Raw genomic sequence first — 21,284 nt, forward strand, 5'->3', positions numbered from 1 at the left:
TATTCAATCAAATCATCAAATCATGAAAATTTATTTTTTAACCATTTTAGTGGCTATTACCGCACAAGGTATTACTGGTCAAGCAAAAAAAGATAGTTTACCAGGAGATCCCTCCTTGGCATCTTCAAAAGAAGAACTTAAAGTGCTGGCAGATCAAGAAAAAGGGAGCTTTGCGTATGCGGTTCAAGATTATTTTGAAAGACCAAAACAGTCTTCTTTTCAATTCTCACCAAACGGGATGTATTTTTCTTATCGTGAAAAGGATAGTGAGAGTAAACGTCATGTCTATGTTAAGAACACAGAGACAGGAGAGATTAAAAGAGTTATCGACGAAAAAGAAGAGCTTATTCGGGGGTATGGTTGGGCAAATAACAATCGCTTAATCTATGTTATGGACCAAGGAGGAGATGAGAATTATCACCTGTTTGCAGTAGATTTAGATGGGGCCAATACAAAAGATCTTACCCCTTTTGATGGTGTTCGAGTAGATATTTTATCAATGCTAAAAGAACAACCTCAATATATGATTATTACCATGAATAAAGATAATCAACAGATATTTGAGCCCTATAAGATAAATATTAACACCGGAGAGTTAGAAAAGCTGTATGAAAATAAAGATGTTCAAAATCCAATTGCTGGGTATAATTTTGATAAAGAAGGAGTGTTACGAGCATATAGCCAGCAAGAAAACGGAACCAACTACTCCCTTTACTATAGAATATCCAAGGATAAATCTTTTGAAAAAATTCTCACCACGACCTGGAAAGATAATTTCAGTATTCTTGGTTTTGATTATACTACAGAGTATCCTCATGATGCTTTTGTGATGAGTAATTTGAACAATGATACAGATGAGATTATTCTTTATGATCTGGCCAAAAAAGAAACTCTAAAAAAAGTTTTTAGTAATCCTGTATTTGATGTAGATGGTATGAGTCGTTCTCGTAAACGAGGATATGAAACAGATTATTATGATTACACTGGAGAAAAAAGTGTTGTCGTTCCTGTAAGTGAGACGTATAAAAAACTACATCAAAAATTTAAGCAACAATTTGGAGATAAAGACTTTTCTATTGCCAATAAAACAGATGAAGAAGATAAGTATTTGTTATATGTAGACAGTGACAAGTTATATGGAGTGTATTATCTATATGACACAAAAAAAGACAGCTTTAAAGAAATCATGAACTTGATGCCTCGGCTTAAAGAAGAGAATATGGCAGAGATGAGGCCTATTACATTTAAATCAAGAGATGGGCTTACATTATATGGATATTTAACCATCCCAAAAGAAGCAACAACAGGAAAAAAGGTTCCTCTAATTGTAAATCCTCATGGAGGTCCTTATGGACCAAGAGATTATTGGGGTTTTAATCCCGAGACACAATTGTTCGCTAGTAGAGGGTATGCAACATTGCAAATCAATTATCGAGGATCTGGGGGGTATGGAAAGAAATTTTATTTAGCCGGTAGCAAACAGATTGGCCGCAAGATGCTTGATGATCTCGAAGATGGAGTAAAACATGTAAAATCTTTAGGGCTTATCGATGAAAATCATATTGCTATCTATGGGGGTAGTTATGGTGGATTAGCAACTTTGGGGAGCTTGGTTAAAACTCCTGATTTGTATCAGTGCGGTGTCGATTATGTAGGAGTATCTAATTTATTCACTTTTTTCAAATCTTTTCCGCCATATTGGAAACCATATCTGGCACAAGTATATGAGCAATGGTATGACGAAAATGATCCCGAAGATCAGAAAATCATGAAAGAAGTTTCTCCGGCACTTAATGTCGATAAAATTACAAAACCACTTTTTGTTGTTCAAGGCGCAAATGATCCGCGTGTAAATATTAATGAATCAGATCAGATTGTTGTTAATCTAAGAAAAAGAGGTTTTGATGTTCCATATATGGTTAAGTATGATGAGGGCCATGGGTTTGGACATGAAAAGAATCGAATAGAGTTGTATAAGAGTATGATGGGCTTTTTTGCAAAGCATTTAAAGTCTGATATTGCTCCAGAAGATAAAACTTCTTTTAAGAATTAATTAAAGGAATATAATATTGTACAGCCCTGTTTAAAACAAACAGGGCTTTTTTTATTTCCCTAAATTAAAAAAAGCCTCTCCAGATTTATATGGAAAAGCTTCTCATTGGTTTACTACTAAACCACTCACGACAAGCGTGAGACAACACAACATTTTTAACTGCTAAAAAAAGCTTCAATGAGTATTGAAGCTTTAGCAATCTTGCGGTCTGGACGGGACTCGAACCCGCGACCCCCTGCGTGACAGGCAGGTATTCTAACCAACTGAACTACCAGACCAAGGCCTTATTGCGGATGCAAATATACACCTCATTTTATTACCCGCAAATATTTTTTTTATTTTTTTTGAATTTAAATATCATAGATTAAGCAAATTTCTGTCTTTCAACCAGATAAGTAGTCAAAATTTTATCGAAATCTTTTCTAGTATCGGCCTCTACGTACTTAATTCCATATTGAGCACATTTCATTTTTAAATCATAAAAATATGAAGAAACTGCTTTTTGGTAATTATCTTTAATAGTATCTGCATAAACATTAATATACTCACCCGTTTCTACATCAACAAATCGAGTTGGACGGTTACTAAAATCAAAATTCAATTCTTTTTCGCTATCAAAGGTATGAAACAAGATAACCTCGTGTTTATTGTATTTAAGATGCCTTAGAGCCTCAAACAATTTATCAGGGCTAGAAGTGGCCTGAAACATATCGGTAAATAAAAAAATCAATGATCTACGGTGTATCTTTTCTGCAATTAAATGTAGAAATTTAAAGGTATCCGTATTTTTAGTACTTGCTGTATTAGTGATCGACTCATTAAGCCTGCTTAACAGCATTTGATGATGTCTTTCACTGCCTTTTTCTGGAGCATAATAATCATATTGATCACTATAAATACTCAGGCCAATAGCATCTCGTTGTTTTTTTAGGATATTCATTAAACAAGCAGTGGCAAGTACCGAAAAACTAATTTTATTTAAAGAACCTAAATGATGCTCTTTTGCTTTTGGGTAATGCATAGAAGAAGAGTTGTCAATAATTATATGACACCTTAAATTTGTTTCTTCTTCGTATCTTTTAGTAAAAAGTTTATCCGTTTTGGCATAGAGTTTCCAGTCGATATGCTTAGTGCTCTCACCGTTATTATATACTTTATGCTCGGCAAATTCTGCAGAAAAACCATGAAATGGACTTTTATGCATGCCAGAAATAAAACCTTCTACCACTTGTTTGGCTAACAGTTCTAAATTTGTAAACCCTCCGGTTTTATTTTTTTCATTTTGAATATCCATAATCCTTCTCAAAATATCTTCAATAAAGAAGAGAACTTTTAATGTGAAAGATACATATTAAAATATAGTATCAACAAAAAAAGGCTCAACATTAATGTCAAGCCTTTTCCTTATTTCTTATCTTCAGTTTTTTATAAAAGAGAATCTAAAGCATCTGCATATACATTTTTAGGAGAAACTCCTACCTGACGCCCAACAACTTCTCCATTTTGGAAAACCAAAACAGTTGGAATATTTCGTACTCCATATTTTGCAGCGAATTCCTGGTTTGCATCAACATCAACTTTACCAACAACAGCTTTTCCATTATATTCTTCGCTAATTTGTTCGATGATAGGACCTACCATTCGACAAGGACCACACCAAGCTGCCCAAAAATCAACTAATACTGGTTTGTCACTTTTAAGTACTACTTCATCAAAGGTAGCATCTGTTATTTCTAGTGCCATAGTTATTCTATTTAAAATTCTTATTTATTTTAATATTCACAAAATTAGTCAATAATTCTTCGAAAGCTTACAGTCCTAATATTTCTTTTAGTTATAGAATCATTTGATTTTCTGATACCAATGTAATAAATCAAATTATATAATGAAACTCATATCTAATACAAACCCGGAAAAAAACAATAATAGTAATAAATTCTATACATAAGATGAAGTGGTTGAAATAAAATTAACATTATATTTGTAGGAGTACATCAACCATGATAAAAGAAATCCAACTACCATACTGCAATCTTACTTTTAAGGAATCTCATGCGATCTTGGTAATGCATGATGGTTCTGCTGTTACTATAGAAACCGCTGGAGAAATCACTAAACACCTGGAAGATTATTATAATGGAAAGAATTTTATATTCATTACGCATAGGAAATTTCCACACGATATAGATTTAAATGTCTATAAAGAGAAAATCTTGAAGAATATGATTGGGTTTGCCATTGTTTCTAGTAATCCCGACGAAATAAAAAGAGCTTTACAAGAGCAACCATTATGGAATGAAGCATTTACCTTCTTTACTTCTCTGGATGAAGCCGAAAACTGGGCACGTAGTTTCTTTGATTAATTACCGGATTCTTTTGAATTTTGTTGGTTGTAAATTCCGATAAAATGTGTTCTTACTTTAACAGCGACTTCTTCCTCTTCAGTGATTTGGATTTTCATCGCTTTGCTATTGACCAAAGGCATATGGCATTGCACACAGTTATTATTCATTTGCTGCATTTCGGCTTTGTCCCCGGCACAAACTATGGGGTTACTTAATGAATTATGGCAGTTCATACATTTTTGATTAAAAGAAGAAAATTCTCCTCTCTCTTTTTTGTGAGGATTATGGCATGAAGAACAATCTAAAAGGGTACTTTTTTTGAAGCATTCGCTAGCTTTTAGTAATCCGTATTGATTTCCGTGAACATCTAAATCGGCAAGGCTAGTTTTGTCATAATCCGGAAAAGAAAAGTTTCCTAAAGAATCACCCGTCATAAATGTAAAAGCTCGTTCTGTAGTTTTAATACGTAAACCAGAGTGGCATAATGCACAGGCATCTAGTCGTTGTTGTCTGGATAAAGAACTGTATTTTAAAATGTGTTTAGCGGTTTTCTCCTCGGGATTTTGTTTATGATATGCTATATGATCGGTGACCGGGCCATGACAACGTTGGCAATCGATACCGTAAACAATATTCTTTTTGTGAAATTGATTGCCTTTTTTGCTTCCTGATAGGTTTTGTGCATAGGTCGTGTGGCATTCCAAACAGCGTTCAATCACAGGTCTTGCAGGTGCAAGTTGATCTGGAGCTCCTGGGCTGTTGATCCAACTATCGGTAGGTGTAAAAAAAGAAGCCTGTAATTGAAAAAGGTTATTATTGTTCCACATTAAATAAGATTGCCCTTTGGTTCCTGAGCCAACCACAATATCCATTTTGGCTGAATAAAAAGGGGTGTTTTGATTATTAATGACAGGTTCTTGATAAAACCCACTATCCTTGGCAACCATTTTAAAGACTACTTTGTCATTAAGTTTAAAACTATTTTTACCATCTTCAAAATTCCCTTTGATCGTGTTTGCGTTAGCAGGTTGAAATGAATTAAAATGTGCAGTTTTCAAATGGTCCTCAACAATCTGCTTATGACATTCTACGCATGCCGAAGAATCTATAAACTCCATACCATTATTGTGTACAGCTATTGGAGTAACAGCAACATAATCACTATTTGTATCTTCTGAAGAAAATAAAAAATAGCTAAAAAAACCAATGATAACAACTAATAGAAGTACTGTATAGATTATTTTTTTTTGCATAGAAAATGAATCTTAGTACCAATATAATGTAATTAGATAAGGTATATTCTTTTTAATTCAATTTATAATACACAGATTCATTTTCTAGAGCTACTAGCAGTTCCTGAGAAATATTAACTTTTTGTTTTCTACTTGGCATATGAAGTTTTAATTGTTCTGCCATTTCATAGATCACAAAATTTAAAGTGTGATTTCCGGAGTGTTCTGTCAAAAGTTCTTTTAAACCATCAATTCTTGAGTCAGAAAGATTATTAATATCTAATTGAATGGTCAATTTTTTGGCATAAGTTTCCATCACATCGTGTAATAGCTGAAAACTATTGAATTGAATTCTTGGATCTCCTTTTTTACCAGTGTCACGGTTTACCCACCCTTCTTTTACAAAAGCTTTGGCATATACAAAGGTACTTTGCACCAAGAACGGTCTGTGTTTTAGATATTCTTCTCCAAAAATTCTAAATTCATGAGCAGTGTTGTAGTCTTCTATAGTAAATGTAGCCCATCCCTTTCCATTTTTAGAAGTACGATGTTCAACACCCGTAATTACACCACCAAAAGAGATTTCACGATTTAAATTGTTTTCTAAATCTGCAAAATTTAAAAGAGTCCCGTTGCAAAAATATTTCATTTCATATTTAAAATCATCAAGAGGATGTCCTGATAGGTATATCCCAACGACTTCTTTTTCTCTTGCCAGTTTTTCCATAGTGCCCCACTCCTCGCAAGGAGGTACTACGGGCTCAGGAATTTGAACATCACTAGCCTCGCCAAAAAGACTTACCTGGGATGAGTTTTCATTTTCCTGGTATTTAGAACCATATTTCATGGCTTTTTCAAGAAAAGTAATATCATCTCCTTCTCTATGAAAATATTGACCTCTGTGTGTTTCTGTAAAAGAATCAAAACCCCCAGCCAAAGCAAGACTTTCGAAAGCTTTTTTATTAGCTGCTCTTAGGTCGATACGCTTTGCCATGTCAAAAATGGATCGATATGGCCCATCTTCTTTTCGGTTTTCAACAATAGTGGCTACGGCTCCGGTACCTACACCTTTAATGGCGCCCATTCCAAAACGTACTGCCCCATCTTTATTCACCGAGAATTTACGATAGGATTCATTTACGTCGGGCCCCAATACGTCTAATTTCATGCGCTTACATTCCTCCATAAAGAAAGTAACCTGTTTAATATCATTCATGTTATTAGAAAGTACGGCTGCCATATATTCTGCGGGATAATGAGCTTTTAAATAAGCCGTTTGATAGGCTATCCATGCATAACAAGTAGAGTGAGATTTATTAAAAGCATAAGCAGCAAAGGCTTCCCAGTCTTTCCAGATTTTTTCTAATTTATCCTCGGCATGTCCTTTTGCAGAGGCTTGAGAGATAAATTTAGGTTTCATTTTATCAAGAACTGCCTTTTGTTTTTTACCCATTGCTTTACGCAATACATCTGCTTCACCTTTAGTAAAATCGGCCAGTTTTTGAGAGAGTAGCATCACTTGCTCTTGGTATACTGTAATTCCGTAGGTTTCTTTCAAGTATTCTTCACAAGCTTCGAGGTCATAGATGATTTCTTCGGTACCATGTTTTCTGTTAATGAAACTCGGTATGTATTCTAACGGTCCGGGGCGATACAGAGCATTCATAGCAATAAGATCGGCAAAAACCGTAGGTTTAAGCTCTTTCATGTATTTCTGCATCCCAGGAGATTCATATTGAAACACCCCAACCGTTTCACCTCTCTGGAAGAGTGCATAGGTTTCTTCATCATCAAGTGGAAAATTCTCGGGATCTAGTTCTACACCATGCTTGGCTTTAACAATTTTTACGGTATCCTTGATTAAGGTCAACGTTTTAAGCCCCAGAAAATCCATTTTTAACAGCCCTGCATTTTCTACTACCGAGTTGTCAAACTGGGTACAGTACATGTCTGAATCTTTTGCTAAGGCTACAGGAACAAACTTTGTAATATCATCTGGTGTGATAATTACACCACAGGCATGAATACCTGTGTTTCGAACTGATCCTTCTAATACTCTTGCCTGGTTTAAAGTTTCGGCTTCGAGATCACTACCTTCGGCAATGTTTAGAAGCTCATTCACTTTTTCTAACTCATCGCTTCTAAATTTTTTCTTTAGTGTAGCTTCATCCACACCAAAAATTTTCCCAAGTTTAGACATATTGGGTATCAGTTTGGCAATGCGATCTGCATCACCCAGAGGTAGGTCGAGTACTCGGGCAGTATCACGTATTGATGATTTTGCGGCCATGGTACCGTATGTAATAATCTGTGCTACCTGGTTGGATCCATATTTTTCGATTACATAATCCATTACACGACTACGCCCTTCATCATCAAAGTCAATATCGATATCAGGCATGCTCACACGGTCTGGATTTAAGAAACGCTCAAAAAGCAGGTCATACTTTATAGGATCTAGATTCGTAATCCATAGACAATACGCTACCGCCGATCCAGCAGCCGATCCCCGACCAGGACCTACAGATACATCCATATCACGAGCGGCACGAATAAAGTCTTCAACAATTAGAAAGTACCCCGGATACCCTGTTTTTTCGATAACTTTCAATTCAAAATCGAGACGTTCATCAATCTCTGGAGTGATTTCGCCATATCGTTTTTTCGCACCTTCATAGGTGATATGTCTTAGGTATTTATTCTCCCCGCGTTTTCCTCCATCAACGGTGTCTTCTTCAAACTGAAATTCTTCGGGGATATCAAAAGCTGGTAATAATACATCTCTTGCAAGAACAAAGGGCTCGATTTTGTCTACAATTTCTTGAACATTTATAATGGCTTCTGGTAAATCTTTAAAAAGATTTTTCATCTCTTCTTGAGACTTAAAATAATATTCTTGATTAGGCAAGCCATATCGATACCCTCTTCCGCGACCTATCGGGGTAGCTTGTTTTTCTCCATCTTTTACACATAATAAAATGTCATGGGCATTAGCATCTTTCTTTTCGCAGTAATAGGTATTATTGGTAGCAACAGTTTTAATGTTGTATTTCTTAGCTAAATTTAGCAATACGGGGTTTACTCTATTTTCATCCTCCTGGTTATGCCTCATAATCTCGATATAGAGATCGTCTCCAAATTCTTGATGCCACCATTGCAATGCTTCTTCTGCTTGTTTTTCACCAATATTTAGCACTTTACTCGGGACTTCGCCGTATAAATTACCGGTTAATACTATAATATCTTCTTTATATTGCTTTACAATTTCTTTATCTATTCTGGGGAGGTAGTAAAAACCATCTACAAAGGCAGTAGAAGACATTTTGGCCAGGTTGTGATATCCGTTTTTGTTTTTGGCAAGCATTACAATTTGATAGCCGTTGTCTTTTCGGGATTTATCTTTATGATTTTCACAAACAAAGAACTCACAACCTACAATAGGTTTCATTGCTACACCTTCTGGTTCTTGTCCGTTTTCGATGGCTTCAGCATTTGCAGCTTCTACACTTTTATTGTGATTAGAAACAGCTTGCACAAAATGAAAAGCTCCCATCATGTTGGCATGATCGGTCATGGCAACTGCTTTCATTTTATGTTGGGCAGCCACTTTAACCAGGTCTGGGATACTAGTGGTTGATTGTAATACCGAAAATTGAGTATGATTATGTAAATGTGCAAAACTTATTTCATCAAGAGCGGCAATATTTTGATCGATTTCTTGCTGAGATAAATCCGAAGTTTGCCCTTTTGTAAGTTCTTGCTGTATTTTTTCGGAAGCTTTCTTAAGATTAATATGTTTTAATCCTATCAGCTGTATTGGCTCGGGGTTTACCTCTTTAAAATTCTGAAAATAATCTGGCTGTACATCAAGTTCTTCAAGTGTAAATATTTGCTTACGTATAAGCTCGAAGAAACAACGAGTAGTGGCTTCAACATCGGCTGTTGCGTTGTGCGCTTCGCCAAAGGCATTATCAAATAAATATTCATGCAATTCGGTAAGTGTAGGAAGCTTAAACTTACCACCTCGACCTCCGGGAATTTTACAAAGCTCTGCAGTAACCTCGGTACAGGTATCAAGAACAGGTAACTCTTGTAAATTGTTTTCTAATCCTAAACGATAAAACTCGGCTCCCATGATATTTACGTCAAAGCCTACATTTTGACCAACAACAAACTTCGTTTTTGATAAAGCAATATTAAATTTCTCAAGAACCTCTTCTAGAGTAATACCATCGTGATCTGCCAGTTCGGTAGAAATACCATGAATCTTCTCTGCATCATAGGGGATATTAAAACCATCAGGCTTTACCAGGTAATCCTGATGCTCAATACAATTACCCATCTCATCGTGCAATTGCCATGCAATTTGTATACATCTGGGCCAATTATCGGTATCGCTAATAGGAGCATCCCAACGCTTAGGTAATCCGGTGGTTTCGGTATCAAAAATTAAGTACATAAAAAGAGGTGTTTCAAGAAATTTATCCCTTACAAAAGACTTTCAAAAATACAGAAAATCATAGGTTCTGTTTCCCAAAAGTTATCCAGAATTATTAACCATTTTATTTTAACATATGATATTGCATTCTTTTTTGAGGTGGTAATAGTATTTATAGTCTAGAAATAAAAAAGCTTAGAAACATGTAATGCTTCTAAGCTTTCTATTTTAATTTACTTTTTTTAAGTACTTATTACTTATTACGAGGTGATCCGATTTGAGTGCCTATAACACTTGCTGAAGGTTGTGTAATTACTGGGCAGTTAATAATTGCCCCTGTTGCAGTTAACAAATCAGATAATGAATTTGCTAAAGGACTCGGATTTGCATTCCCTCTAAAAGGAATTAAAATACCATCTGCCAAAAGCTCATTTATTTGATCAAAGCTTTGTAGGATTGGACGCTCAGATTCAGGAACAGTAAATTCAGTGATATGTGCATCCCACATAGGAGCATACCTTGTATCTCTTGGATCAATCGGAAACGTATTTGTTGGATCCTGTACTTGTCGATCACTTAAGGAAGCCGAATTTAAACCTTGTACTCCAAGACCATCTGTATCTGTCGTTCTACCATTAGCAGTCGGACTAAAAGGTAACATAGAACCTCCCGGGAATAATCCAAATGTTGGTAAATTAGCTAATCTTGGTGCAAATACTCCTAATTCGATAGTAGCCGGCCCTGGATCGGAAGTATCTGTTACAATATGAAAGTAATATGGTCTACCATCTTGCCACCCATCTAATAGCTGCATTACCACAGATGCTTGATCAATAGCAAGGTTTGGATTGTTTAAATCATCTTCCTGAGCAGGTCCATTTCCATCCGGATTAGGAATTCTATCGTGAATACCCGTACTGTTGGCTACCATTTGTGCATTAATTACAACTCCACTAGGTAATACCACATAAGAAGACCATTCTGGACTTGCTATAGCTCCGGGATTCACCTCTGCCGGTGGGAAACCAAATAATAATCCATCACCTGATGTTGCTCCGGGGACTAAAGATCTTTTTGGTGAAAAATCTACAGATCCTTCAAAAACGAGTCTTCCTCTACGAGTAAAATATCCCTTTTGCTCGCCTCCTGAGCCTATTGATGCCGCCATTCTGGGAGAAAAAATAACCCCTAATTTTTTAGCCATTATTCTATTGGATGCTTCGGTGATTACATAATAACCTTTTCTACGGTTTCCATCGGGCAAAGTTTCCCATCCTTGAAACATAGGAAATCTAGCTGTAGGTCCAGCGGGAACTTCTGATCTATCTATTCGATAATCTATACCTAATACACTGGGTAAAAATACATTCTGTGCTGCTGTAAAACGAAGTGCTGGGTTAAATACATTGTAAGGTGTTCCTCCATCTCTTCGAATACTGCTTAATAGTATTTTAGCTTCTTTTAAGGCTCTAAAAGACTGAAAAGATTTTGCGTCTGCCTCTTCTGCTACTGGTTGATCTTCTGTTACTATAGCATCATCATTACTACACGCTGTAAATATTGAAGCTACAAATAGGGCTAAGAGTATTGTTTTTAAATTTTTCATGTTTTCATTTTTTAAATTTTTGTGACTTTAAAAAAACAATCGGCCAATCATCTTTAGGTTTCAAAAGCTAATATTTAAGTTTTGATATAGGTTCAGACGACAGTAGTAATTCGTGCTTACAAAATAAAAGTTTGTAGCATCAGTAAAATTTATAAATGATTTTTGAAGAATAATCAATAAAAGTACTGATATATAGGGGTTTATGATGAAAGTGAAACAAGTATTTTTATGGTATAAACAAATGTTTTACTAAATTATTAGGAATTAATTAACATAATGAAAGCATTTACAAAGAAGGATGAAAACGCGAAAATGTTAGGTAGCTAACATATTTGAGAAATGGGGATTATCTAAATTTAGGCGAAAAGCAAAAATCCTTTTACGTCGAAAGAAAAATATTCAAAGCTTTCGTTTTTAATAATTAAAAAGTGCTCATTTAGATAAATGAGCACTTTTCATGGTTAAGTTGAGTTATGGTTTTTTAATAGCCAAATTCAAATATACCTTGTGATATTTGTACGCCACTTCTGGTTTCAAAATCGAAGCTTCCGCTAATACATTTTGTTACTGCATCGTGACTAGTAATAGTAAGTGTTCCTGATAATGCAGAGGATTTATTATTTGACGATGTGTATGTAGCACTATAATCACCTGATCCCGTTAGAGAATAACCTCCTGTAGTAATGTTTGACGGAAACACCATAGAGATTTCTCCTTCTTCATTAGTGGCTTTGATGAGTATAGATACATTTTCTACACCAAATATTTCAGCAGAATGATTATCAGTTATCATTTCGGTGCCGTTTACAAGTGCTGTTAAAGACGCATTTAATAGACATGGGTTGATTTCTGGAGTAATTACTTCCTCTTCGATAACTCCGTTTTCTAAAGGAATTCTGTAAAACCATCCATCACTAAAGTTCATGCTATTTCCATTGTCATCTTTTAGGTCATTAAAGTAAAAATTCCCAGAAATCTCATTGTTATGAATTTCTGTAATATTTACTGTACCATCAGTTTCACCTTCTTTGGCAGTAAATTCTTCTTGATTTTTTTTGAAGCTTACCGTGTTAACAGATTGTTGCGCCATTTTATAGGTACCAACTTTTGTTGCCGAAGTAGTGAAACTTATTGATTTGTCATCTGCAGATCCAGAGATTACTAATGTCCCATCTTCATAGATGACAGCTCTTTTAATTGAAGACGTGAAAACTTCTCCATCAATTTTTGCCTGAAGTGCAGGATTATTGATTTCGATATCAGTGGAACAAGAAGTAAAAATAAAGCAGAAAACTGCTAATAGAGTAGTAGTTTTAATCATAGGCTTGGGGCTTTATAAAAAAATTACGGATAATCCGTAGGTTATTTATGACTACAAACATAAAATGAAAATCTCAAGAAAACAATTATTTCATCGAAAAAATGCACATTTAATCGATGAAATACACAAAATGTAGTTTTTTTCTATGATTAGTAGGTGAATTCTATGGTTTTTTCCTCAAATATTCTTCAAAATATGATCGATACATACTTTTAGAAACGCAACCTATTAATTTTCAGGAATAAACTTTTAGAATTATTGATTCTATTTCAATTTAAAATAAGTATCTTTGCGCCCTTAATTATAAACAGGGTCGTGTACCCAAAAATTAATTTTTATGCCTGTTAAAATTAGATTACAGAGACACGGTAAAAAAGGGAAACCTTTTTACTGGATCGTAGCAGCAGATGCTAGATCAAAAAGAGATGGTAGATACCTTGAAAAATTAGGTACTTATAATCCTAATGTAAACCCGGCTAGCGTTGACCTTGATGTTGATGGAGCTGTAAAATGGTTACAGAATGGAGCACAACCTACCGATACTGCAAGAGCAATTTTATCTTACAAAGGAGCTATGCTTAAAAATCACCTTGAAGGTGGAGTAAGAAAAGGAGCTTTAACAGAAGAGCAAGCTAAAGAAAAATTTGAAGCTTGGTTATCTCAAAAAGAAGGAGCTGTTGGTGCTAAGAAAGAAGCATTAGCGAAAGCTGATGCAGCTGCTAAAGCAAAAGCTCTTGAAGCTGAAAAAGAAGTGAATGCTAAACGTGAAGCTGATGCTGCTGCTGCAAATGCAGAAGAAGTAGAAGCTGAGGCAGAAACGACCGAAGAGGCAGATGCGGTAGAAGCACCTGAAGCAGAAGCTGCAACAGAAGAAGTAACTCCAGAAGCTAGCAACGAGGAAGAATAGTTGCATTATTGACGATGAAGAAAGAAGAATGCTTCTATCTAGGTAAAATCGTAAGTAAATTTAGTTTTAAGGGCGAGGTGTTGATTAAATTGGACACCGATGAACCCGAAAGTTATGTAAAAATGGAATCAGTATTTGTTGACTACAACAATAACCTGGTTCCATTTTTTATTGACAAAGCTTCGCTTCACAAGAGTGATTTACTTAGAGTAAAATTTGAAGATGTAGATACCGAGGAAGATGCAGATGATCTTATGAAGGCCGAAATTTATCTTCCACTCACATTATTGCCAAAATTAGAAGGGGATCAGTTTTATTTCCACGAAGTAATTGGCTTTACAATTATAGATACTGCTTATGGAGAAGTAGGTATTATCAAATCTATTAACGACTCGACTGCCCAGGCATTATTCGAAATTGATCGCAAAGGTATTGAGATCCTTATCCCTATGAATGACGAATTTATCGAAAAAATAGATCGAGAAACAAAGCAAGTTGTCGTAACTACTCCAGAAGGTTTGATTGATCTTTACTTATAATGAGCAAACCTTTCAAATTCAAACAATTTACTGTTGAACAAGACCGCTGCGCCATGAAAATTGGTACCGATGGAGTATTGTTAGGGGCATGGGTGCCCATAGATGAGAATGTAAATTCAATTCTGGATATAGGTACCGGAACAGGAGTAATTGCCTTAATGGTAGCCCAACGATCTAATGCAGAGATCATAGATGCTTTAGAGATAGATACAGAAGCATATGAGGAAGCTGTAGATAATTTTGAAACATCACCCTGGGGAGATCGATTGTTTTGTTATCATGCTTCGTTTCAGGAATTTTTTGAAGAAATTGATGATCAATATGATGTGTTGATCAGTAATCCTCCATTTTATTCTGAAGATTATAAGAGTAAAGATGCCCAACGTGATATGGCAAGATTTGAAGATGCACTGCCATTCGAACATTTACTGGTCGGGGCTTCCAAATTGTTGTCTGATACAGGGCAATTAGCAATTGTTATTCCGTATAAAGAAGAGAAACGAGTTGTTGGTATTGCAGAACAAGTAGGGTTGTTTCCTAAAAAAATCACGAGAGTTAGAGGTAATTCAACTTCAGAGATTAAGAGAAGCCTGCTTTTATTTGGTTTTGATCAAACAGCATGCGAAATAGATGAGCTGATTATAGAAAATTCAAGACATGCTTATACACAAGAATATATAAATCTTACCAAAGATTTTTATATAAAAATGTAACAGTATTCTAGATGGTTTACTTTGTATAGATTAGCAGTTTTTTTACGACGAGTCTTGTTTTATTCCTTGGATAACCATTTTTTCCAATCCTCAACGACTAAATCCCAGTATTCAAGCATGGGATAAAACTCGCCTTTTTCGAATGGAAAATAATTTGCTCCTAGCCCATCATAAGCTCTAAACTCTACATTGTTTTTATGATCCTTGATCATTTCGGTTCTAAGAAGATCATTAAAAGGACTCACAATATCCCTGGCACCATAACTCACAAGAATCGGAATATGTAGTTTTTTAAAACTAGTATTCAGGTTTTCAGAAAAAGAAAGTAAATTTTTTTGTCGATTATCTTTGGACTGCTTTGTCTGATCTGTAGCGTTAATCCAATCATCAAAGTGTGTTACAGCTGTTTTATGAATACTATCCTTTATAAGAGGTTTCAATTCCCTATGACTTAAAATGCGCCTTTCTTCTCGAATTTCAGAAAGTATTTTAGAATAATAAGGTATTCCTCCCGAATAAATTACATGTGATATATCAGAGTTGGTTACTGCAAGTTTGATGGCTATAGAGCTACCTTGTTGGCCATGACCGACTACTATAATTCTCGAGTAATCTACCCAATCTTGTTTTTTTAAAAATTTTATGACAGCATTATGGCTATTTACATAATATTCTAAATTATTGTTTTGAAGGTACTCTTTAGGAAGTTGGCCTGTTGATTTGTCTATATATCGGTACTGTTTTCCTAAATCTTTAAAAAGACTAATTACGGGTAGTCCAGGTTTGTTTATCGTAATGATATGATACTCTTCTTCAAGAATTTTTGAAGAAAATGGATAGGGAGGAAAATGACTCTTGCCATCATGCGTAATTAGCGGTGATGGTAATGTGTCTTGAATGAAAATAAAAATAGGTTTTTTTTGTAACTCCTCTCCTTTTTTGGATTTTATAATCAGATCAATAGTATCTGTTTTATATACTGTTGTTACATGTTTGTATCCAAAATCTGCAGGAGATTTTTTCTGGCCATAAAAATGTAACGTATTTAAGACAAGTAGTAATAGTGTTAAAGTCTTGACATTTTTTTTGCTAATTAACCTTGAATAAAAATGTGCAGTAATTGAGTTTTTAGTAGCCACGGGATGAAGATTTATCTGGCTATAAAAGTAAAAAAAATAATATTCAAGGGAAGAAAATAGAAAACCTTTGGTTTATGGTTGGTTTTTACTACTAAAATGAAAAGGAAGGTTATCATCAAACCCTCCTTTTCGAAATTCAATCACTCTACAAAGTTTAATTTATTACAGTATAAATTAAGACTCTTACTTGTTATCAATCAAAATTTACTTCTTGATCCAGTTTCCATCTGCATCACAATAAACTTCCATCGTTTTTTCTCCTTGCTTTAATACTAACATAAACTCAGAAGCATCCTCTTTAGCACCAGCTTTTTCTATTGTTGCACCAGCAAAATCTTTAGCAACTGCGTCAATAACTTTTTGAGGCAAGTTTTCTACTGCCAGATCTATATATTTATCTTGAATTGGTGTAGTGATTTCAGTATTATCTGTTGAGGCTACTTCTTGTGCGTTGATCCCTTGAGTTCCTACTAATAATCCAAAAGCTAATACTGGTAATACAAATAAATTTTTCATTTTGTGTTTCTTTTTAAGATTTACATTTTGTTACATATCATACTTTGGAATAATTATGCCAGAGAGGATAGTAAGAGCTGAAATAGAACATAAAAACTTGATTTACAGTATTTTGAATCTATTTTCGGTGTAAAGGAATGTACTTTATTAACAAGATCTTATGTAGAAAAAAAGGTTGAAATGCGGAATTTATACACAGATTTTAGTGAATTTATTCGTTTCTATTAAGGTAATGGGGGTAGAATATATTCTTGATCGTCTTACTTCAGTTTATTTGCAATAAATGATCGATGTTTTTAAAAATGTGAAAAAAATTGCTTGCTCTTTTTCCATTAATTACATTTGTTAAGCGCAAAAGTGCGATAATTTTGATAATACTTTAAAGACATATACCAAATGAAGCCAGATCTTTTCGAAGCTCCCGATTATTATAATATAGATGAATTACTTTCTGACGAGCATAAACTAGTTCGTGACGCAGCCCGCAGTTGGGTTAAGCGCGAAGTTTCTCCAATTATAGAAGAATATGCACAACGGGCAGAATTTCCAAATCAAATCATTAAAGGTTTAGCAGAGATTGGTGCGTTTGGGCCTTATATTCCAGAAGAATATGGAGGTGCGGGGCTTGATCAGATTAGTTATGGATTGATTATGCAAGAGATTGAACGAGGTGACTCAGGTGTGCGATCTACATCATCGGTACAATCTTCTTTGGTAATGTATCCCATCTGGAAATACGGTAACGAAGAACAACGAAAAAAATACCTTCCAAAATTAGCATCTGGTGAGTTTATGGGATGTTTTGGGCTTACAGAACCTGATCATGGGTCTAATCCAGCAGGAATGACTACTAATTTTAAAGATAAAGGGGACCATTATTTGCTTAATGGTGCTAAACTTTGGATATCAAATGCACCCTTTGCAGATGTGGCAGTGGTTTGGGCTAAAAATGAAGAAGGAAGAATTCATGGGCTTGTAGTAGAACGAGGAATGGAAGGATTCTCTACTCCAGAAACACACAATAAATGGTCCTTGCGCGCATCTGCTACAGGAGAGCTAATTTTTGATAATGTAAAAGTGCCAAAAGAGAACTTGCTACCTAATAAAAGTGGATTAGGAGCACCATTAGGTTGCTTGGATTCTGCACGTTATGGTATTGCCTGGGGAGCGATTGGTGCAGCGATGGATTGCTATGATACAGCTTTACGATATGCAAAAGAACGTATCCAATTTGATAAACCAATAGGAGCCACACAATTGCAACAAAAGAAACTGGCAGAAATGATTACCGAAATTACCAAGGCACAATTAATGGCTTGGCGATTAGGGGTATTGCGTAACGAAGGTAAAGCTACCTCGGCCCAAATCTCTATGGCAAAACGTAATAATGTAGATATGGCCATTAAAATTGCAAGAGAAGCAAGACAAATTCTTGGCGGTATGGGAATCACCGGTGAGTATAGTATCATGCGACATATGATGAACCTAGAGAGTGTAATCACTTATGAAGGTACTCATGATATTCATCTATTGATTACCGGAATGGATATCACAGGTTTTTCAGCCTTCAAATAAATTATAATCATAAAAATAAATCTAAATAGGGGGTGGTTCAGAACCACCCCTAACCAGGTTCGAAACCCCTTCTGGGTGGTCTTTTATCTATTCGAACCTATTCAATACTGTTTATAAGAGGTTCTATACCTGTTCGAACCGGTTGTGTAAGTGGTTCGTATAGGTGATTTATTGTCTAAAAGAGGTTCGTTACCCATTATAAAGGGTTCAGAACCGATTCGAATCAGTTTAATAACCCTTCGAGACAGTTAACAGTAGGTTAGAAATACTTCAAGACCATCTAAAAACAGTAATGTACCACCCATTGGGTAGTCTAAAGTATATCAGAAAGGGCGTAAAACCACTTAAGAAGAGTAAAGAACCTTATAAAACGACAACCATGAAAGTATTTGGACATCGTGGAGCCGCTGGATTAGTGGCAGAAAATACATTAGAATCTATTGCAGAAGCTCTTGCACATGGTGTTGCTGGCATCGAGATCGATATACATCGCTGTAAATCAGGTGAGCTAGTTGTTATTCATGATGACACGTTGCAAAGAACCACTAATGGGAAGGGTAAAGTATCAGAATATACCTGGTCGGCCTTAAAAAAGTTTAGAACTATAGAGGGGTATACGATTCCTTTATTAGACCACGTTCTGGATCTGATAGATGCAAAATGCATGCTCAATATCGAATTAAAAGGAATTGGTACAGCGCTGCCGACTATAAAACTTTTAGAAAAATATATCAAAAATTCGGGATGGGATTATGATGATTTCATTATATCTAGCTTTGATCATTCGCAACTATTTCAAATAAAAAAGCTGACTTCGAAATTTAAGTTAGGTGTGCTGACTGAAGAAAATATTACACGGGTCTTACCGGTTGCCAAAGAACTCAAAGCATTTTCTATTCATCCACCAATAATTTCTTTGACCAAAGATGAGGTTGATCTGGCTAATCAACAAGGATATCAAGTTTATGTATGGACCGTAAATGAAGAAGTGTTGATTAACCAATCAAAATCATATAATGTTGAGGGTATCATTACAGATTTTCCGAATTTTGCAAAATGAATTATGATTTAATTGTTATCGGTGGAGGAGCCGCTGGGTTTTTTACAGCAATCAATGTTGCCGAGAATGACACGAATTTAAAAATTGCAATTTTAGAACGAGGTAAAGAAGTCTTGTCTAAGGTACGTGTATCGGGTGGTGGTCGCTGTAATGTGACTCATGCAGAATTTATACCTAATGAATTAAGTAAAAATTACCCTAGAGGAGAAAAAGAACTTAAAGGCCCTTTTCATACTTTCATGACGGGTGACACAATGGAGTGGTTTGATCGTCGTGGGGTTGCGTTGAAGATAGAAGATGACGGCAGGATATTTCCTGTATCAGATTCATCTGAAACGATCATCGATTGCTTTTTATCAGAAACGAGTCGATTAGGGATAGATGTATTAACTAGTCATTCTGTTAAAAACTTTTATACTCAAAACAGTCAATGGAAGGTAGAGACCAGTCAAGGTGATTTTACGACCACAAAATTAATGATAGCTACAGGGAGCAACCCTAAAGTATGGAAATTACTGAGTGAACAAGGGCATGATACGATCGCTGCTGTACCTTCATTATTTACCTTTAATATAAAAGATACTAGAATTAGGGACTTACCAGGGGTAGTTACAAATGCTTCGGTAAGAGTTATGAACTCAAAGCTATTTAGCGAAGGTCCTTTGCTAATTACGCATTGGGGAATGAGTGGCCCTGCAATCCTAAAACTTTCTGCTTGGGGAGCAATAGAATTAAACGCATTCGAATATACTTTTAAAATTAAGGTAAATTGGCTTCAACATTATACCACACAAGAGATTCTCGAAGCGCTTAAGGAGTTAAAAAATAAGAACCCCAAACAGCACGTTTATAAATACACTCAGTTCGAACTTCCTAAAAGACTTTGGCAAAGTTTAGTACTAGCTTCGGGGATTAAAAAAGATACACGTTGGGCAGATACAAATAAAGTTCAGCTTCATTCCTTGTCAGAACAACTTACTCAAGGTGTTTTTGAAGTACATGGAAAAAGCACTTTTAAAGAAGAATTTGTTACTGCAGGTGGAGTTAATCTCAAAGAAGTGAATTTCAAAACTTTCGAAAGTAAAAAATATCAGAATTTGTACTTTGCAGGAGAGGTGTTAAATATTGATGCAATTACTGGAGGCTTCAATTTTCAGAATGCATGGACCGGAGCCTTTATTGCAGCGCAAGCAATTACGTCTTAGCTTATCAAAAGATGTTTTTAAGATAAATTTCAAACATGAAAACATACATAGCACTATTACGAGGAATTAATGTAAGCGGCCAAAAAAAGATTAAAATGATAGATCTTAAGGGGATGCTTGAAGATTTAGGCCTTACTTCTGTTACTACTTATATTCAAAGCGGAAACATTGTTTTTAAAAGTAAAAATACAAATACACAGATACTATCAGATCAAATAAAGAAAGGGATTTCAACAAAATTTGGGTTTGATGTTCCTGTACTGCTCCTCACTCCAGAAACATTAAAGGATATTTATCAGAAGAATACATTTTCTGAAGGCCTTCTAAATGGAGAAATTGAGGATAAAAAGATGTACTTTACTTTGTTATCTGCATCTCCTGATCAAGAAGCGGTGGTAGAACTTATGGCTAAAGATTATGAAGAAGAGAAATTTAAAATTACCGACAAAGTAGTATACTTTTATGCTGCCAAAGGCTACGGAAAGACTAAGCTTACTAACAATTTCTTCGAAAAAAAGCTGAAGTGTAATGCTACCACCAGAAACCTTAAAACAGTAATTAAATTACTGGAATTAAGTAAGTTAACATAATAAATAGTATAGCTGGTCTAGCTATTCTTCAGAAATTTTTGTATC

General features: G+C 35.2%; 17 protein-coding genes and 1 tRNA gene. 9 read left to right on the forward strand and 9 right to left on the reverse strand.

From position 1 onward, the window contains the following. Positions 1-22: 22 nt before the first annotated feature. Positions 23-2,053 carry a S9 family peptidase gene (locus ABW637_RS05930; RefSeq protein ID WP_367583722.1) on the forward strand — a complete coding sequence of 677 codons (2,031 nt, stop codon included), beginning with the start codon at positions 23-25 and terminating at the stop codon, positions 2,051-2,053. Between the two features lie 204 nt (positions 2,054-2,257). Here the strand turns inward: ABW637_RS05930 and ABW637_RS05935 are convergent. From ABW637_RS05935 to trxA, 3 genes are all read right to left on the reverse strand, one after another. After that, positions 2,258-2,331, reverse strand: a tRNA-Asp gene (locus ABW637_RS05935). A gap of 86 nt (positions 2,332-2,417) precedes the next feature. Continuing rightward, positions 2,418-3,347: a DUF58 domain-containing protein gene (locus tag ABW637_RS05940; protein WP_367583723.1), complete on the reverse strand. Its 930-nt coding sequence runs from the start codon at positions 3,345-3,347 to the stop codon at positions 2,418-2,420. Positions 3,348-3,478: 131 nt separating this feature from the next. Continuing rightward, entirely contained in the window at positions 3,479-3,802 is a 324-nt protein-coding gene (gene trxA / locus ABW637_RS05945) for a thioredoxin (protein ID WP_445012719.1), read from the reverse strand. A gap of 251 nt (positions 3,803-4,053) precedes the next feature. On the opposite strand from trxA, the gene ABW637_RS05950 reads away from it, so the two are divergent. Beyond that, on the forward strand, positions 4,054-4,416 hold the full coding sequence (locus tag ABW637_RS05950) for a hypothetical protein (RefSeq protein ID WP_367583725.1): 363 nt from the start codon (positions 4,054-4,056) through the stop codon (positions 4,414-4,416). Here ABW637_RS05950 and ABW637_RS05955 read toward each other — a convergent pair. From ABW637_RS05955 to ABW637_RS05970, 4 genes are all read right to left on the reverse strand, one after another. Further along, positions 4,413-5,651, reverse strand: coding sequence for a cytochrome c3 family protein (locus tag ABW637_RS05955; protein WP_367583726.1), 1,239 nt, complete (start codon positions 5,649-5,651; stop codon positions 4,413-4,415). The two genes, ABW637_RS05950 and ABW637_RS05955, sit on opposite strands and share 4 nt — an antisense overlap. A 52-nt stretch (positions 5,652-5,703) precedes the next feature. Further along, entirely contained in the window at positions 5,704-10,089 is a 4,386-nt protein-coding gene (gene dnaE / locus ABW637_RS05960) for a DNA polymerase III subunit alpha (RefSeq protein WP_367583727.1), read from the reverse strand. Between the two features lie 232 nt (positions 10,090-10,321). After that, positions 10,322-11,674 (reverse strand): hypothetical protein, encoded by a 1,353-nt coding sequence (locus tag ABW637_RS05965; RefSeq protein WP_367583728.1) that lies wholly within the window; start codon positions 11,672-11,674, stop codon positions 10,322-10,324. A 481-nt stretch (positions 11,675-12,155) separates the two neighbouring features. After that, the gene (locus ABW637_RS05970) at positions 12,156-12,995 is read right to left on the reverse strand and encodes a DUF6252 domain-containing protein (RefSeq protein WP_367583729.1); all 840 of its coding nucleotides are present in this window, start codon (positions 12,993-12,995) and stop codon (positions 12,156-12,158) included. Between the two features lie 337 nt (positions 12,996-13,332). Here ABW637_RS05970 and ABW637_RS05975 point away from each other — a divergent pair, with 337 nt between their 5' ends. From ABW637_RS05975 to ABW637_RS05985, 3 genes are read left to right on the forward strand one after another with little or no spacing between them, the layout of a single operon-like run. Further along, positions 13,333-13,902 (forward strand): 30S ribosomal protein S16, encoded by a 570-nt coding sequence (locus ABW637_RS05975; RefSeq protein WP_367583730.1) that lies wholly within the window; start codon positions 13,333-13,335, stop codon positions 13,900-13,902. A gap of 14 nt (positions 13,903-13,916) precedes the next feature. Further along, positions 13,917-14,441, forward strand: coding sequence for a ribosome maturation factor RimM (gene rimM / locus ABW637_RS05980; RefSeq protein WP_367583731.1), 525 nt, complete (start codon positions 13,917-13,919; stop codon positions 14,439-14,441). Continuing rightward, a complete protein-coding gene (locus ABW637_RS05985; RefSeq protein ID WP_367583732.1) occupies positions 14,441-15,154 on the forward strand; it encodes a tRNA1(Val) (adenine(37)-N6)-methyltransferase in 714 nt (237 codons plus the stop codon). The genes rimM and ABW637_RS05985 overlap by 1 nt, the downstream gene beginning before the upstream one ends. A 59-nt stretch (positions 15,155-15,213) precedes the next feature. Here ABW637_RS05985 and ABW637_RS05990 read toward each other — a convergent pair whose 3' ends face one another. Continuing rightward, positions 15,214-16,293, reverse strand: a complete 1,080-nt coding sequence (locus ABW637_RS05990; protein ID WP_367583733.1) for an alpha/beta hydrolase family protein — start codon at positions 16,291-16,293, stop codon at positions 15,214-15,216. 204 nt (positions 16,294-16,497) lie between these two features. Then, positions 16,498-16,809 (reverse strand): hypothetical protein, encoded by a 312-nt coding sequence (locus ABW637_RS05995; protein ID WP_367583734.1) that lies wholly within the window; start codon positions 16,807-16,809, stop codon positions 16,498-16,500. A gap of 396 nt (positions 16,810-17,205) precedes the next feature. Here ABW637_RS05995 and ABW637_RS06000 point away from each other — a divergent pair, with 396 nt between their 5' ends. The 4 genes from ABW637_RS06000 (at position 17,206) to ABW637_RS06015 (ending at position 21,239) form a co-directional block, all read left to right on the forward strand. Further along, entirely contained in the window at positions 17,206-18,384 is a 1,179-nt protein-coding gene (locus ABW637_RS06000; protein ID WP_367583735.1) for an acyl-CoA dehydrogenase family protein, read from the forward strand. Between the two features lie 379 nt (positions 18,385-18,763). Continuing rightward, on the forward strand, positions 18,764-19,444 hold the full coding sequence (locus tag ABW637_RS06005) for a glycerophosphodiester phosphodiesterase (RefSeq protein WP_367583736.1): 681 nt from the start codon (positions 18,764-18,766) through the stop codon (positions 19,442-19,444). Continuing rightward, on the forward strand, positions 19,441-20,649 hold the full coding sequence (locus tag ABW637_RS06010) for a BaiN/RdsA family NAD(P)/FAD-dependent oxidoreductase (protein ID WP_367583737.1): 1,209 nt from the start codon (positions 19,441-19,443) through the stop codon (positions 20,647-20,649). Before ABW637_RS06005 ends, ABW637_RS06010 begins: the two co-directional genes overlap by 4 nt. 35 nt (positions 20,650-20,684) lie before the next feature. Beyond that, positions 20,685-21,239 (forward strand): DUF1697 domain-containing protein, encoded by a 555-nt coding sequence (locus tag ABW637_RS06015; RefSeq protein ID WP_367583738.1) that lies wholly within the window; start codon positions 20,685-20,687, stop codon positions 21,237-21,239. The last annotated feature ends 45 nt before the right edge of the window (positions 21,240-21,284 follow it).

Source organism: Aquimarina penaris (assembly GCF_040786285.1).
Classification (GTDB): Bacteria; Bacteroidota; Bacteroidia; order Flavobacteriales; family Flavobacteriaceae; genus Aquimarina.